Genomic DNA, 14449 nt, shown 5'->3' with positions numbered 1-14449 from the left:
CCCGCGTGCTCAGGTGCGGTTGATGGTGAACGTGGTCGTCGTGTTCCGGATGTCCTGGTCGTTGTCGCTCAGCGTGAGCCCGGTGAACGTCGCCGACCCGACCGCCGGGCCCTGACCGGGTTCCGGCAGCTCGTTCGCCCAGACGCCGATCCCGGACTTGGCGTCGAACTCGTCGCCGCTGCGGTGCGCCCCGGAGATCGACACGTTGGTCAGCACCGTGTCCTGGACCGGGTTCTCCGGCTGGCTCCCGTCGTATTTGGTCTGGAACATGACGCCGCTGTAGGTCGGGCTCTGGATGTCCACATCGGACACCCGGATGCCGCGGAACTCCTTGGACGCGGAGAACATCCAGATCGCCGGGAACGTCTGCTTGCCCCAGAAATGGCCGCCGGTGCGGACCAGCGAGGCGTTCTGCACAGTCGTCGGCTGCGGCCCGAACCCGAGGAACGGATAGCCGAAGTCGAGCGAGCTGAGCGTGATCCCGGAATACGTCAGCGTGTCCGCGATGTAGAGGTTCCGGAAGGTGTTGTTGTACCCGCCGTACACCGCGATGCCCGCCGCCCGCCACGGAAGCAGCGCGGTCAGGTTTTCGAACACGTTGTCGTACTGGTTGCCCTGGTTGATGTCGGTGGCGGCGAACAACGCGAAGCTGTCGTCACCGGTGGACCGGGCCTCGTTGTTGGTGACGTGGTTGCCGGTGCTGCCGTTGGTGAAGTTGACGCCGTCGGCGAAGGTGTCGCGGATGCGGGAGTTCTTCACCGTGGAGTTGTCCACATTGGTCGCCCAGAGCAGGCACACCTGGTGCTCCACCCAGATGTTGTCGATGGTCATGTTCGTGACGCCGGTGAAGTTGAAGACCTTGCCGGGTCCGTCGATGCGGGACGTGTAGTTCCCGAACACGGCGAATCCGCTGAAGGTCGACCCGCTCGCGCTGGCCTGCGCGTCGAACCCGATGTCGGTGTTCTCCTGCCCGGCCGGCGCGGTGAACTGGGTGAACCACGGCCCGGCGCCGAGCAGTGTGACCGGCTTGCCGTACACGGTGACCTTGCCGGTCATCGAGTACTGCCCGGCCGGGAGGTAGACGCCGGTGAGGTTCGGGTCCTGGCGCACCTTGTCCAGCGCGGCCTGCACGTCCTGCTGGCTGAACCCGGCCGGGACCGCGTAGTGCGCGGGGTCCGGGTTCGCGGCCGCCGCGGCCAGTTCGAAGTTCACGAAGTCGATCGCGTAGTTCGAGCTGTTCGCCGCGTCCTTCTGCAATTTGATCTTGTGGCCGGCGGGCACGGTCGTGCCGAGCAGCATGCTGGCCTCGTCGTAGACGTGCCGGGCCGGTCCGGCGCTCGGCGAGTTGCCCGGAGAGGCTTCGGCGCCGTAGAGCCACGCGTAGTGCGAGGTCAGGTCGATGGCCTTGAGGAACGTTCCGTCGACGTACACGTTCAGCGTCGCGTTCTGCCCGCCGCCGCCCGGCGCGTCCGGGATGGAGAACCGGGTGACGAGCGTGTTGGTCGCCGAGCGGGTGGTGAATTCGACCGAGGAGCCCGTCGAGTTCAGCGTGACGGCCTTGCGGCCCGACGCCTCGCCCGCGAGGTCGCCGATCGTCCGGTTAGGACCGATCACCGTCGCCCCGCCCGCGACGACGCCGTCTTCGGCTTCGTACATGTCGTACGGCATGTTGGCGCCGCGGCCGACGAACAGCGATTGCGTGCTGGTGTTGTTGCCCTGCTTGGCGGGCAGCTCGTTGGCATCGTTCGCGACGACCGTCTTCACCGTGTACCGGCCGTTCGCTGCGGTCCAGGAGCCGAGAGACACCGAGGCGGTGGCTCCGGGCGCGATTACCCCGGCAGCGGAACCGCTCAGCGTTTTGACGACTGTGCCGTTCTGGTCGGCGATCGTCGCCGTGACGCCGTGCGCGCCGTCCGCTGACGCGACAGTGCCTTGGTTGCGCAGGGTCGCGGTGAAGGTAACCGTGTTGCCCGCGGCGGGGTTGTTCGGCGACCAAGCGGTGGCCGCGACGAGGTCGGAACTCTGCACCGGATTGACGACCAGCGGCGTCGCACTGGTGTAGGAGTTGTTGTCCTCGTTCGTTTCGATGACGGTGTTGGCCTCGTCGACCTTCGCGGTCACGTCATAGCTGCCCGCGTCCCGGGCGCCGATGGTCGCCGACACCGTCGTGGCCGCTCCGGCCGCGAGCGCGCCGACCGCCGCTGTGCCGACCTTCGTCTTGCCCAGGTAGAGGTTCACGTCGGTCGCGCCCGAGGCCGCCGTCCCGGCGTTGCGGACGGTCGCCGACACGGTGATCGCGTCGGTCTCCACCGGCTTCTGCGGCGACCAGGACACGTCCGAAACCGTCAGGTCCGGGTTCGGCGCGGGCACGCCGAAGACCTGGAATTCCGCCGCCTGGCCGCCGCCCGCCCCGGAGTTGGCGGTGAAGCGCAGGCGGACGTCGCTGGCCCGGCCGCTGACCGGGATGGTCACGGTGTTGCCGCTCGCCGGGTCGAAACTGTAGGTCTGCGCGGGCGCCAGCGTGGCGAAGTCGGTCGCGCCCTGGTCGCGGCCCTCGACGGCGATCGTCTGCGTCCGCGCGCTCCACGCTGGGTCCGGGTTGAGCTTCACGACGACGCGGTCGAGGTCGGCGTGCGAGCCGAGCGCCACGGTCAGCAGGTTCGGATACGCCCCGCTGCCCTCCCAGTATGTGGTCACCGAATCGTCGTCGGCGTTCGCCGCGACGTAGGTCTGCTGGGTCGACGACGCCGTGATCGGCTTGTGCAGCGCGAGATTCGTGCCGCTCTGGGTGCCGTTCCGGGTCACGGTGTTGCTGTTCGCCGACTGGTTGCCCGCCGCGTCGCGAGCGCGCACGTAGTACGAAACGCTCGCGCTGGCCGGCTGGTTGTCGGTGTAGGTCAGCACATCCCCGGCGACACTGCCGCGGAGCTGGCCGTTGGCGTACACGTCGTAGCCGGTGACCCCGGTGTTGTCGGTGGACGCCGACCAGGTCAGCCGGATCTGGCCGCTCGCGGGCTCGGTGTAGGCGAGATTGCCCGGCGCGGACGGCGGTTGCGGGTCGCCGCCGGCCGGGCCGTGCACCTCGAACTCCGCCAGCTGCGCGGCGGGCCAGCCGGTGTTGGCGGTGATGTTCAGCCGGACGTAGCGAGTGTTCCCGGTGAGGTTGACGGTGACCGTATTGCCGGTCGCCGGGTCGAACCGGTAGCCGGCCGAGGGCACGAGGTCGCTGAAGCTCGCGCCGTTCGCGCTGCCCTGCACGGCGAAGGTTTCGGTGCGGGCTTCCCAGTTCGCGGGCAGTTTGAGCACGAGCTGCGCGACATCCGCCGGCGCGCCCAGATCGGCCTGAATCCATTGGGGGAACTGGTTGTTCGCGCTTTCCCAGTAGGTGGCCTGGTTGCCGTCGCCGACGTTGGCGACGGGATAGCCGGGCAACTGGCTGCTGGCGGTGTACGTCGCGGTGGCGGCTTGCGCGGCGGGCCGGACGGCCGGCGCGGCGGCGGGGCCGGCCGGCGCACCGCTGGCCGGCCAGGCGGGTGCGGTCAGGAGCAGGGACAGGGCGGCGATCGCGGCGCGCGCGAGCAGTCGCTTCGTTCTCATGGGTTTCCTCTGATCCAGGGAGGAGGGAGACGACTCGAACGGAAGCGCCCCGCGTGGCGCGGGACGGCAGGGACCAGGGAGCGGACCGGCGGGAACCCCGGTCCGGGGGCGCACGAGAACAGCGCGGAACGGTCGACATGGCACCTCTTCGTTGAGGCCGGCCGGATCCCTGGGACAGCTGCCGGGTTTGCCCGGGATCTCGTCAGGTATTTTCACTGATTCGTTCAAGAATTACAGCCGACTGCCGCCGGGAAGTCAACGCCGCTCGTCGATCAGTCAGCCACACGACCAGCGGTTTCTCCGCGAGAGCAAGCCATGCGGGCGTCCCGTCGAAATTTTGCGCTGGTTTGCGGTAACTTTCACCTATGACGCGTCGTCTTGCCGAAGTCGCCCGCCAGGTCGGGGTCAGCGAAGCCACGGTCAGCCGGGTGCTCAACGGGAAGGCCGGGGTGTCCGCGAGCACCCGGGCCGCCGTGCTCACCGCGCTGGACGTGCTGGGCTACGAACGGCCCACCCAGCTGCGCGGCGAACGGGCCCGGCTCGTCGGGCTGGTGCTGCCGGAGCTGCAGAACCCGATTTTCCCGGCGCTGGCCGAGGTCATGGGCAACGCGCTGGCCCAGCAGGGCTTCACGCCGGTGCTGTGCACGCGGACCGCGGGCGGGGTGTCGGAGGCGGAGTACGTCGAGATGCTGCTGCAGCAGCAAGTCTCCGGCGTGGTGTTCGCCGGCGGGATGTACGCGCAGGCCGACGCCGTGCACTCGCACTACCACCGCCTGGTGGAGCGGCGGCTGCCGACGGTGCTGATCAACGCGGCGGTCGACCGCCTCGGCCTGCCGCAGGTTTCGTGCGACGACGCGGTGGCCGTCGAGCAGGCGGTCGGGCATCTGAGCTCGCTCGGCCACGAGAAGATCGGCCTGGTCCTGGGGCCGAAGGACCACGTGCCGTCGCGGCGCAAGCTCGAGGCGTTCCGGGTGCACGCCGCGAAGCTCGGCCTTCCGGTGCTGGACGAACTGGTGGAGCACGGGATGTTCTCCATCGAGGGCGGGCACGCCGCCGCGGCGCGGCTGTACCCGCGCGGCGCCACCGCGGTGCTGTGCGCGAGCGACCCGCTGGCCCTGGGCGCGATCCGCGCGGCCCGGCGGCAAGGCCTGTCCGTGCCGGGCGACATCTCGGTGGTCGGCTACGACGATTCGGCCCTGATGAACTGCACCGACCCGCCGCTGACGACCACGCGCCAGCCGATCGAGGCGATGGGCCGGGCGGTGGTCGAACTGCTGGTCAAGCGGATCAACGGCGGCGAGGTCGCGGTGGAGGAACTGCTGTTCGCGCCGGAGCTGGTGGTGCGCGGCTCGACTGCCCGCCGGACTGCCTGACTGTCCCCTCTCTGCTGTCCATAAGTTTCAGATTTTCGTCGAGTTCTTGCGCCTCCGCCGCTCGCGGCTTTAGGGTGACCGCCGTCACCTTCTGTGCTCTCCCGCGAGATGAGGCTTGAGATGAGCAGACCCTGGTCCCCCTCCGTGTCCCGCCGGACGTTCGCCGTGCTCGCCGCGACGGGCCTGGTCCTCGGAACCGCCGCCTGCGGGAGCGGAGGCGATCCGGGAAGCTCCGCCGGAGGCGCCGTCACCATCACGGTCACCGGTCAGCCGCCGACCAGCCAGCCGTTCGAACGCGGCGTGTTCGACGCCGACGTCAAGGAATTCGAGGCGACGCACCCGAACATCAAGATCGAACCCCACGAAGGGTTCATGGACCCCAAGACCTTCGGCGCGAAACTGGCGGGCGGGCAGCTCGAAGACGTCTACTACGTCTATTTCACCGATCCCGCCCAGATCATCGCCCGGCACCAGGCCGCGGACATCACCGAAGCGGTCAAGAAAGTGCCGCACGTCAACGACCTCAAACCGGAGCTGCTCGACAATTTCCGCGGCCCGGACGGCAAGCTCTACGGCCTGCCGACGATGAATTACACGATGGGCCTGCTCTACAGCCGTCCGCTGTTCCAGAAAGCCGGGCTCGACCCGGACAAGCCGCCGAAGACGTGGGACGAGGTGCGCGCGGCCGCGAAGAAGATTTCCGCGCTGGGCAACGGAATCGTCGGATACGCCGATTACAGCAAGAACAACCAGGGCGGCTGGCACCTGACCGGCTGGCTCGCTTCGATGGGCGGCTCCGTCGCGCGCAAGGACGGCGGCAGGTGGGTCGCCGATTTCGACAACGACAAGGGCAGAGCCGCGCTGAACACGCTGCACGATCTGCGCTGGACCGACGATTCCATGGGCAGCAAGCAATTGCTGGAGGCCCAGGACGTGCAGCGGATGATGGGCGCGGGCCAGCTCGGCATGTACATGGCCGCCCCGGACAACGTTCCGGTGCTGGTCAAGCAGTTCAACGGCAAGTACGAGGACTACGGCATCGCCGGGATGCCCGAGGGCAAGGGCACGCTGCTGGGCGGCGAAGGCTACATGATCAACCCGAAGGCGTCGCCGGCGAAGATCAAGGCGGGCCTCGAGTGGATCCAGTGGAAGTATCTCAACCCGGACCGCTTCGAGAAGCACATCAAGCAGTACGTCGACGGCAAGCAGCCGGTCGGCCTGCCCGCCGAGCCGACCCCGGACGTCTGGCGGGGCGCGGTGCGCGACCAGCAGCTGGCGCTGAAAGCCAAGTACGCCAACGTCCCCGCGCGGAACTATCAGTCCTATGTGGACTCCGCGAGCACGATCAAGGGCAGCGTCGAACCGCCGAACGCACAGCAGGTCTACGCGATCCTGGACAGCGTGATGCAGGCGGTGCTCACCGACCGGAACGCGAACATCGAGCAGTTGCTGTCGTCCGCCGCCTCGAAGGTCACCAGTGTCCTCGCCCAGGTCAAGTAGCCTGCTCGCCTGGCCCGCGACGTCCTCGTCGCCGGCCAGGCGACCGGCCGCCTCCCCCGCCGCCCGGCGCCGCGCGCGACTGCGCCGCAAGCTCAAGGAGAACCTCACCGCCTACGGCCTGCTCTGCGCCGCGCTGGTGGTGTTCGCGATGTTCTCGTGGTACCCGATCGTGCGCGGCGTCCTGCTCAGCTTCCAGCAGGTCGACTTCGTCAACCCGCCCGCGTGGGTCGGCCTCGACAACTTCGCCCGGCTGTTCGCCGACCCGCTCTTCGGCGTCGCCTGGCGGAACACGCTGCTGTTCACCGGTCTCGCGCTGGTTTTCGGCTTCGCGGTGCCGTTCCTGACCGCGGTGCTGCTCAACGAGATGCGCCACGCCCGGGCGTTCTTCCGGCTCGCGGTCTACCTGCCGGTGATGCTGCCGCCGGTGGTGACCGCGCTGATGTGGAAGTGGTTCTACGACCCGGGCTCGGGCCTGTTCAACTCCGTGCTCGGCGCGGTCGGGCTGTCCGGGCCGCAGTGGCTGGATTCGAACGGCACCGCGATGCTGTCGCTGGTGTTCGTCTCGACGTGGGCGAACATGGGCAGCACCACGCTGATCTACCTGGCCGCGCTCGGCACGATTCCCGGCGAACTCTACGAGGCCGCCGAACTCGACGGGGCCGGGATGTGGAAACGCCTGCGGCACGTGACGTTCCCGCAGACGCGGTTCGTCCTGCTGATGCTCCTGCTGCTGCAGGTCGTCGCGACCATGCAGGTGTTCACCGAACCGTACGTGATGACCGGCGGCGGCCCGGACGATTCGACAGTGACCGTGCTCCTGCTGCTCTACCGCTACGCCTTCGTCTACAACGACTTCGGCTCGGCGAGCGCGATGAGCCTGCTGCTGTTCCTGGCGCTCGGCGTCTTCTCGGCGCTGTACGTCCGGATGACCAGGAAGGCGGACCAGGCATGAGGACGCTCGTTTCGCCCGGCGCCTTGCGCGGCCGCCGCGGCAAGGCGGTCTACGGTGTCGTCTTCGCCTGCACGCTCCTGGTGTTCGTGCTCGCCTTCCTGTTCCCGCTGTACTGGGCGGTGACCGGCGCGATGAAGACACCGCAGGAACTCGCGCGGACTCCGGCCACGCTCGTCCCGCACGAATGGCATCCGGAGACTTTCGCCGAGGCCTGGGACCAGCTGAACCTCGGCAAGTATTTCCTCAACACCCTGGTCGTCGCCGGCGGGGCGTGGCTGGCGCAGATGGCGATCGACGTCCCGGCCGCCTTCGCGCTGTCGAAACTGCGGCCGAAGTTCGGCAACGCCGTCCTCGGGCTCATGCTCGCCACGCTCATGCTGCCCGCGGCCGCGCTGCTCGTGCCGACGTATGTCACGATCAGCGATCTGCCCTTGCTGCACCTGAACCTGATCGACTCCCCCGCCGCGATCTGGCTGCCCGCAGCGGCGAACGCGTTCAACGTCTATGTGCTGAAACGGTTTTTCGACCGGATCCCGGACGAGCTGATCGAAGCCGCGCGGCTCGACGGCGCCGGTCCGGTGCGCACGCTGTGGCGGATCGTGCTGCCGATTTCGCGGCCGATCCTGGCCGTGGTGTCGATCCTCGCGGTGGTCACCGCGTGGAAGGACTTCATCTGGCCGCTGCTGGTGTTCCCGGACACCGGAAAGCAGACGCTTTCGGTGATGCTGCAGCGGGTGGCCATCGACATGCCGCTCAACGTGCTGACCGCCGGGATGGTGCTCGCCAGCCTGCCGATGGTGGCGCTGTTCCTGGTGTTCCAGCGGCAGATCCTTTCCGGGCTCACCGCCGGCGGGCTCAAGGGCTGAACCGGCGGCATCTTCGGCTTTCTCCCACCACGAGGAGGGTTTTTCCGTGACCGCATCGCGAAGACAAGACAGCTGGTGGCGCACCGCGGCGATCTACCAGATCTACGTCCGCAGTTTCGCCGACGGCAACGGCGACGGCGTCGGCGACCTCGCCGGGGTCCGCGCGCGGCTCGACCACCTGGCCGCCCTCGGCGTCGACACGCTCTGGTTCACCCCGTGGTACCCGTCGCCGATGGACGACGGCGGCTACGACGTCGCCGATTTCCGCGACATCGACCCGCTTTTCGGTTCGCTCGCCGAGGCCGAGGCGCTGATCGCCGAGGCGCACGGACGGGGCCTGCGGGTGCTCGTCGACATCGTCCCGAACCACTGTTCCGACGAGCACCCCTGGTTCCGCGAAGCGCTCGCCGCCGGCCCGGGGTCGCTCGAGCGGCAACGGTTCTGGTTCCGGCCCGGCCGCGGGCCGGACGGCGCCGAACCGCCGAACAACTGGAAGTCGCGCTTCGGCGGATCCGCCTGGACCCGGGTGCCGGACGGCGAGTGGTACCTGCACCTCTACAGCTCGCGGCAGCCGGATTTCAACTGGGACAGCCCGGACGTCCGCGCGGAGTTCGAGGACGTCCTGCGGTTCTGGTTCGACCGCGGCGCGGACGGCTTCCGCATCGACGTCGCCGACGGGCTGGTGAAGGACGCGCGGCTGCCGGACGTCGCCGACGGAGACGAGACGCCGTTCTCCGACCAGGAGGGGCTGCACGAGATCTACCGGTCGTGGCGGAAGATCGCCGACAGCTACCCGGGCGAGCGCGTGCTGGTCGGCGAGATGTGGCTGCCGGACATGTCCCGCACCGCGCGGTACCTGCGGCGCGACGAGCTGCATTCGGCGTTCAACTTCGATTTCCTGGTCTGCCCGTGGGACGCGGCGCGCTTCCGCGAGGTCGTCGAACGGACGCTGCACGCGCACGACGCCGTCGGCGCGCCGCCCGCGTGGGTGCTGTCGAACCACGACGTCACCCGGCACGTCACGCGGTACGGGCGAGCGGGCGACACCGGGTTCTCGTTCGCGGACCGGCTCCACGGCAGCTCGGTGGATCTGGTGCTGGGCACCCGGCGGGCTCGCGCTGCGGCGTTGCTGACCATGGCCTTGCCCGGCGGGATGTACGTCTACCAGGGCGAGGAGCTGGGGCTGTGGGAAGTCGAGGACATCCCGGACGAGCTGCGGCAGGACCCGGTGTGGACGCGCACGAACGGCGCCGATCCCGGGCGCGACGGCTGCCGGGTGCCGCTGCCGTGGTCCGGCGCGGAACCGCCGTTCGGTTTCGGCCCCGGCGGCGCCTGGCTGCCGCAGCCCGCGGAATGGCAGGCGTACACGGCGGAAGCGCAGGCCGCGGATCCGGCGTCCATGCTCAGCCTCTACCGCGCTGGCCTGCGGCGGCGCGCGGAATTGACCGGGGATCTGGAGTGGCTGTCGCTCGGCGACGACGTGCTGGCCTTCCGCCGGGGGCCGGGGTTCGCGTTCGTCCTCAACTTCTCCCGCACCCCGATCCCGTTGCCGCCGCATTCCGAGATCCTGCTGGCCAGCGACCCGGTGACCGCCGAACTGCCGACCGACACCGCGGTCTGGCTGCGGTCCTGACCCCTCGCTCGCGAGAAGCCGGCCACCCCCGGGTGGCCGGCTTTTTCGCGCTGCTCCGCTGAGCGGGACCTCCTTGACAGCACTCCAGTGCACGCCGACGATGATTCATCAGATGTATCGGCCGCATCCTCGCCCCGATTCCCCTGATGATCGAGAAACTCCCGTCAGGCATCGGATCACTGGACTTCACTGTGGAGGTTCCATGACGACCTTTCCTCGTCGGCACGCGCTCGGCATGGCACTCGGCGGCGCGGCGCTGCTCGCGCTGCCCGGCACCGCGGCGGCCGCGGGCGGGCCCGCGCACCCGGTGGTCACCGACGGGGCGGGCGCGCCGGTCGTGCCGCCGCCTCCGCCGGTGCCGGTCCCGCTGGACGCGTGGTTCGACAACGACGGCATCGACTCCGCGAGCGCCCACGACGGGAACTTCGACGGCTCCGGCTACACCTTTCCGGCGGAGCAGATTCCGGCGGGCAGCACGGTCACCGCGGGCGGCGTGCCCTATCTGCTCGGTTCGGCCGCCGCGGGGGCGAAGAACAATGTCGTCGCGCTCGGCCAACGGATCGACCTGCCACGAGGCCGGTATTACAACGCCGCGTTCCTCGTCGCGTGCAGCTACGGCAGCACCGGCGGCACCGCGACCGTCCACTACGCCGACGGCAGCACCAGCACCGCCGCGCTGTCCGGCTCCGACTGGTACGGCTCCGGCGGCGCCGTCGTCTCGACCTTCCGCTACGGCCAGGGCGGTGTCGCCGACCAGAACCCGGTGTCGATCGGCACCGCGCAGGTGTGGATCGATCCGGCGCGCGAAGCGGTCGCGCTGACCCTGCCCCAGACCGCCCAGCCGGCGGCGAATGTATCGAGCCTGCACGTGTTCGCCTTGACGCTGCAGCCGGTCGCGCAAGGCCGTTCGGCCGCCGTCCTCGACGCCCGGGCGACCGCGAACCTGCTGCAGGACGGCGGTCCGCAGGCAGTCGAGGCGACGATCGTCAACACCGGCACCGTCTGGCTCGAAACCCGCGACCGGATCACCGTCACGCTCGACGTGCCGGGCGGCCGGGTGCGCACGCCCGCGCCGATCCCCCGCCTCGCCCCGGGCGAGCAGACCACGGTGCGGCTCGGCCTCGACGCCGACCGCGGCCTGCCCGCCGGGACCCCCGCGACCGGCCGGATCCGGGTGCTCGCCGACCGGTCGGCGATCGCCACCCGGACGCTGCCGGTCGCCCTCGGCATCCCGGATTTCCGGCCCACCGACGCGTCGCTGTCCACGCACCGCGCGCCGTATTGGTTCCTCGACGCCAAATTCGGCATCTTCATCCACTGGGGCGTGTACTCGGTGCCCGCATGGGCTCCGGTCGGGCAGCAGTACGCGGAGTGGTACTGGAACAACCAGCAGGATCCCCACGGCCCCACGTACGCCTATCACGCGAAGACTTACGGCGAGTCGTTCGTCTACGACGACTTCATCCCGAAGTTCACCGCCGCCCGGTTCGACCCGCGATCGTGGGTGCGCCTGATCGAGGACGCGGGCGCGCAGTACTACGTGCTCACGTCCAAGCACCACGACGGATTTGCCTTGTGGGACACCAAGGTCAGCGGCCGCAACGCCAAGCAGCTCGGTCCGCGCCGCGATCTCGTCGCCGAGTTGTTCGCCGCTTCGCGGAAGTACACTCCGGGACTGCGCAACGGCCTGTATTTCTCGCTGCCGGAATGGTTCAACCCGGACAACCCGTGGATGGGCCACGCGCCGCGCAATCCGTACACCGGCGCGCCGCTGCCCTACACCGGTTACACCGCCGGCCGCGACTTCGTGAAGGATCTGCAGGCGCCGCAGGTACTGGAGCTGATTTCCGGCTTCGACCCGGACGTGCTGTGGTTCGACATCGGCGGCGTGAACGACAGCCGAGACGTGCTCACCGAGTACTTCAACCGGGCCAAGAACCGGCGGCGGCCCAAGGACGTCACGTACAACGACCGCGGCGGCATCCCGGACCACGACTTCACCACGCCGGAGTACACGACGTACCCGAACACGGTCGTGGCGAAGTGGGAATCGAGCCGGGGCCTGGACCCGTTCTCCTACGGCTACAACCGGGCGACGCCGGACGACAAGTACATGACCACCGACGACGTGGTGCACACACTGGTCGACGTGGTGTCTAAGAACGGCAACTTCCTGCTGGACATCGGCCCCGACTTCGACGGCACCATCCCGGCGGTGATGCAGCAGCGGCTGCGCGACACCGGGGCTTGGCTGCGCACCAACGGGGAAGCGATCTACGGCACCACGTACTGGTCGCGGATGGCGCAGCTCGGCGATCTGCGGTTCACCGTGCGGCCGGGTTCGGCGTTCTACCTGACGTCGCTCGTCGCGCCGGGCTCGCAGCTCGTGGTCGACGCGCCGGTCCCGATCCGCCCGGGTGACCGCGTGCGCATGCTCGGCTACGGCGGCCCGCTGCACTGGACCCAGAGCGACGGGCGGCTGGTCATCGACGTTCCGGCGGCGGCGCGGGCGGCCGGGAAGCACGCCTGGGTGTTCAAAGTGGACTGGCGCTGATCCTGACCGGGGCGGTCCGCGACGGGCCGCCCCGGCAACCGCTGTCCCGGTCCCGCGCCCGCGCCGCGACGTCGGCATCCGAACAGAACCCGCGTCCGCTGCGCTTCAAGCACAGCAGCCCGAGCAACCGCCCGCGCTCGTCGACCACCGCCAAACGGCGCCGGGACATCCCGAGCCACGTCGCGTGCAGGTCCGCCTCCGGAGCGGCCACCCGGCCGGTCAGCCGGCCCGCCCGGCACGCGGCGAGCGAGTCCGGCAGCCCCTCCAGGTCCGGGCGTTCCACGACGCTCAGCAGCGTGTCCCCGGAGACCACCAGCGCGGCGTGCACGTGGTCGTCCTCGAAGAGCGCGCGCACCTCGCCGACCGTCGCCGCCGCGTCGAGCACCTTCGGCGCCCGGAGCATCGCTTCGCCGACCGTCGACGCGCCGCGGAAATCCGGCTCCGTCACCGCGGGTTGTTCCACTCCGCGTCGGCCTGGTCCTCCGCCTTCGTGCGTTCGCGCGCCAGCTCCAGCGCCCGGCGCGCGGTGGCCTCGTCCGGGTACGGGCCGAGCCGGTCCACGCCGCGCGACTGGCGGCCGCGCTCGACCTCGTTCGTGCGCGTGTTGTAGTACCACTCTTCGGACTCTTCAGACATCCGTCAGCTCCCAAGTGCCTCGATCGGACGGGCCGAATCGACCCGCAGCGCCTGCATCGCGGTGACCAGTTCGGCCACGTCCTTCGGGTCGGTCAGCGACCGGTCGGTGAGTTCCCGGACCCGGCGCAACCGGTACCGCACCGTGTTGGCGTGGCAGTGCAGGACCTGCCCCGCGCGTTCGGACGAACCGCCGTGCGCGAAGTACGCGTCCAGCGTCTCCAGCAGGACGTCGCGTTCCTCGGCGGGCAGTTCCAGCACCGCGCCGAAGACCTGCTCCCCCAGCCGGCGGCCCTCGTCCGGGTCGTAGGCGACGAACGCGGCCAGCGGGCTCGGGTCGAACGCGCGGACCTCGCCCCGCTCCGGCGGGATGCCCGACAGCGCGGTCCGCGCCAGGTGGACCGCGCGCGGGGTTTCGGTGAGCGAGCGGAACAGCGGGCTGACGCCGGTGCGGGCCAGCGCCAGTTCGCGCAGCAGGGCGAGCATCGCGTCGTACTGCTCCTCGCGCAGCGACACCACTCCGGCCTGCAGCGTCGGCGAGAGATGCCAGGCCGACACGATGCCGAGCTGCCCGAGCCGCCGCTCGACGCCGACCAGGCTCTCCTCGGCCAGCCCGCGGGTTTCGGCGGCGACGACGGTCAGCTTCCCGTCCAGCGAAAGGCCGAGCAGCCGTCCGGCCTCCCACGGCCCCGAATCGGGCCCGCGCTGTCCGGTGAGCAGCGCCTGGGCCAGCGCGGAGCGCCGCCGCTGCTGGGCGACCAGCAGTTCCGCGCTCGCCGCCCGGTACGCCTCGGTCACGCGCACCGCGTGCTCGTCGGTGACCTGCCACAGCAGGCTCGCCGCGTCGATCAGCGCCTCGGTGCCGCCCGTCTCGCGAGCGCGGCCGGCCAGCAGGTCCCACAGCATCGCGCAGGCGATCCGGTACACCTGCAGCACCTCGGGCAGCGGCGCGCCCTGATGCGCCCGGCGGCGGCCGGTCTCCTCCGGCGCGCGCTGGTCCGGGGCCTGCCCGCCGCCGAGCGCGTCGACCACGAACCGGAGGTTCACCGCGATCGAACGGCGCAGGTCAGCGCGCGGGACGAGCTTCTCGTCCCGGTACATCCCGATCCGCTCGCAGCTCGCCGCGCACACGTCGTCGATCAGCCGGGGCAGCCGCTCGCCGGCCCAGGCGACGAGTTCGGTCAGGGCGGCGGTCCGCACAGCGTTGTCCTCCCGGTCGGCCACGTCCGGGATCGTACCCGCGCCCCGCGGCGGCCGCGCACGCGGATTTCCCCCGCCGGAAACGAACTCCGCATTCCCGCGCATTTTGTGAACCGGAACAGAAATGTTTGTCGCGGCCCA

Annotated in this window: 10 protein-coding genes; 6 read left to right on the top strand and 4 right to left on the bottom strand. The window is 69.9% G+C overall.

Features of this window, described 5'->3' with window-relative positions; all coding sequences use genetic code 11:
- Window positions 1–9: 9 nt before the first annotated feature.
- Window positions 10–3597, bottom strand: coding sequence for a CARDB domain-containing protein (locus tag L942_RS40255; RefSeq protein ID WP_037370593.1), 3588 nt, complete (start codon window positions 3595–3597; stop codon window positions 10–12).
- A gap of 365 nt (window positions 3598–3962) precedes the next feature.
- Between L942_RS40255 and L942_RS40250 the strand changes: the two genes are divergently transcribed.
- The 6 genes from L942_RS40250 to L942_RS40225 all read left to right on the top strand — a co-directional run bounded on the left by L942_RS40250 (window position 3963) and on the right by L942_RS40225 (window position 12475).
- Window positions 3963–4970 (top strand): LacI family DNA-binding transcriptional regulator, encoded by a 1008-nt coding sequence (locus tag L942_RS40250; protein WP_037370592.1) that lies wholly within the window; start codon window positions 3963–3965, stop codon window positions 4968–4970.
- Window positions 4971–5090: 120 nt separating this feature from the next.
- Window positions 5091–6470 (top strand): ABC transporter substrate-binding protein, encoded by a 1380-nt coding sequence (locus tag L942_RS40245; protein WP_037370591.1) that lies wholly within the window; start codon window positions 5091–5093, stop codon window positions 6468–6470.
- Entirely contained in the window at window positions 6448–7422 is a 975-nt protein-coding gene (locus L942_RS40240) for a carbohydrate ABC transporter permease (RefSeq protein WP_037370590.1), read from the top strand. Before L942_RS40245 ends, L942_RS40240 begins: the two co-directional genes overlap by 23 nt.
- Window positions 7419–8288 carry a carbohydrate ABC transporter permease gene (locus L942_RS40235; RefSeq protein WP_037370588.1) on the top strand — a complete coding sequence of 290 codons (870 nt, stop codon included), beginning with the start codon at window positions 7419–7421 and terminating at the stop codon, window positions 8286–8288. Before L942_RS40240 ends, L942_RS40235 begins: the two co-directional genes overlap by 4 nt.
- A 46-nt stretch (window positions 8289–8334) precedes the next feature.
- Window positions 8335–9921 (top strand): glycoside hydrolase family 13 protein, encoded by a 1587-nt coding sequence (locus tag L942_RS40230; protein ID WP_037370587.1) that lies wholly within the window; start codon window positions 8335–8337, stop codon window positions 9919–9921.
- A 202-nt stretch (window positions 9922–10123) separates the two neighbouring features.
- Entirely contained in the window at window positions 10124–12475 is a 2352-nt protein-coding gene (locus L942_RS40225) for an alpha-L-fucosidase (RefSeq protein WP_037370586.1), read from the top strand.
- Here the strand turns inward: L942_RS40225 and L942_RS40220 are convergent.
- The 3 genes from L942_RS40220 to L942_RS40210 are packed head-to-tail and all read right to left on the bottom strand — an operon-like array spanning window position 12456 to window position 14332.
- Entirely contained in the window at window positions 12456–12923 is a 468-nt protein-coding gene (locus tag L942_RS40220; protein WP_037370585.1) for a CBS domain-containing protein, read from the bottom strand. The genes L942_RS40225 and L942_RS40220 overlap by 20 nt on opposite strands.
- Window positions 12920–13111, bottom strand: coding sequence for a hypothetical protein (locus tag L942_RS40215; RefSeq protein ID WP_037370583.1), 192 nt, complete (start codon window positions 13109–13111; stop codon window positions 12920–12922). The genes L942_RS40220 and L942_RS40215 overlap by 4 nt, the downstream gene beginning before the upstream one ends.
- Window positions 13112–13114: 3 nt before the next feature.
- Window positions 13115–14332, bottom strand: a complete 1218-nt coding sequence (locus tag L942_RS40210) for a PucR family transcriptional regulator (RefSeq protein WP_037370581.1) — start codon at window positions 14330–14332, stop codon at window positions 13115–13117.
- Between the last annotated feature and the right edge of the window lie 117 nt (window positions 14333–14449).

The organism is Amycolatopsis orientalis DSM 43388, from assembly GCF_000411975.1.
Classification (GTDB): Bacteria; Actinomycetota; Actinomycetes; order Mycobacteriales; family Pseudonocardiaceae; genus Amycolatopsis; species Amycolatopsis orientalis_D.
This window is presented reverse-complemented; position numbering and strand designations above follow the sequence as displayed.

What these genes read in the sequence shown, in the direction of transcription:
- L942_RS40255 (WP_037370593.1), bottom strand. Translation starts at nt 3,597, where the DNA reads ATGAGAACGAAGCGACTGCTCGCGCGCGCCGCGATCGCCGCCCTGTCC.
- L942_RS40250 (WP_037370592.1), top strand. Translation starts at nt 3,963, where the DNA reads ATGACGCGTCGTCTTGCCGAAGTCGCCCGCCAGGTCGGGGTCAGCGAA.
- L942_RS40245 (WP_037370591.1), top strand. Translation starts at nt 5,091, where the DNA reads ATGAGCAGACCCTGGTCCCCCTCCGTGTCCCGCCGGACGTTCGCCGTG.
- L942_RS40235 (WP_037370588.1), top strand. Translation starts at nt 7,419, where the DNA reads ATGAGGACGCTCGTTTCGCCCGGCGCCTTGCGCGGCCGCCGCGGCAAG.
- L942_RS40225 (WP_037370586.1), top strand. Translation starts at nt 10,124, where the DNA reads ATGACGACCTTTCCTCGTCGGCACGCGCTCGGCATGGCACTCGGCGGC.
- L942_RS40215 (WP_037370583.1), bottom strand. Translation starts at nt 13,111, where the DNA reads ATGTCTGAAGAGTCCGAAGAGTGGTACTACAACACGCGCACGAACGAG.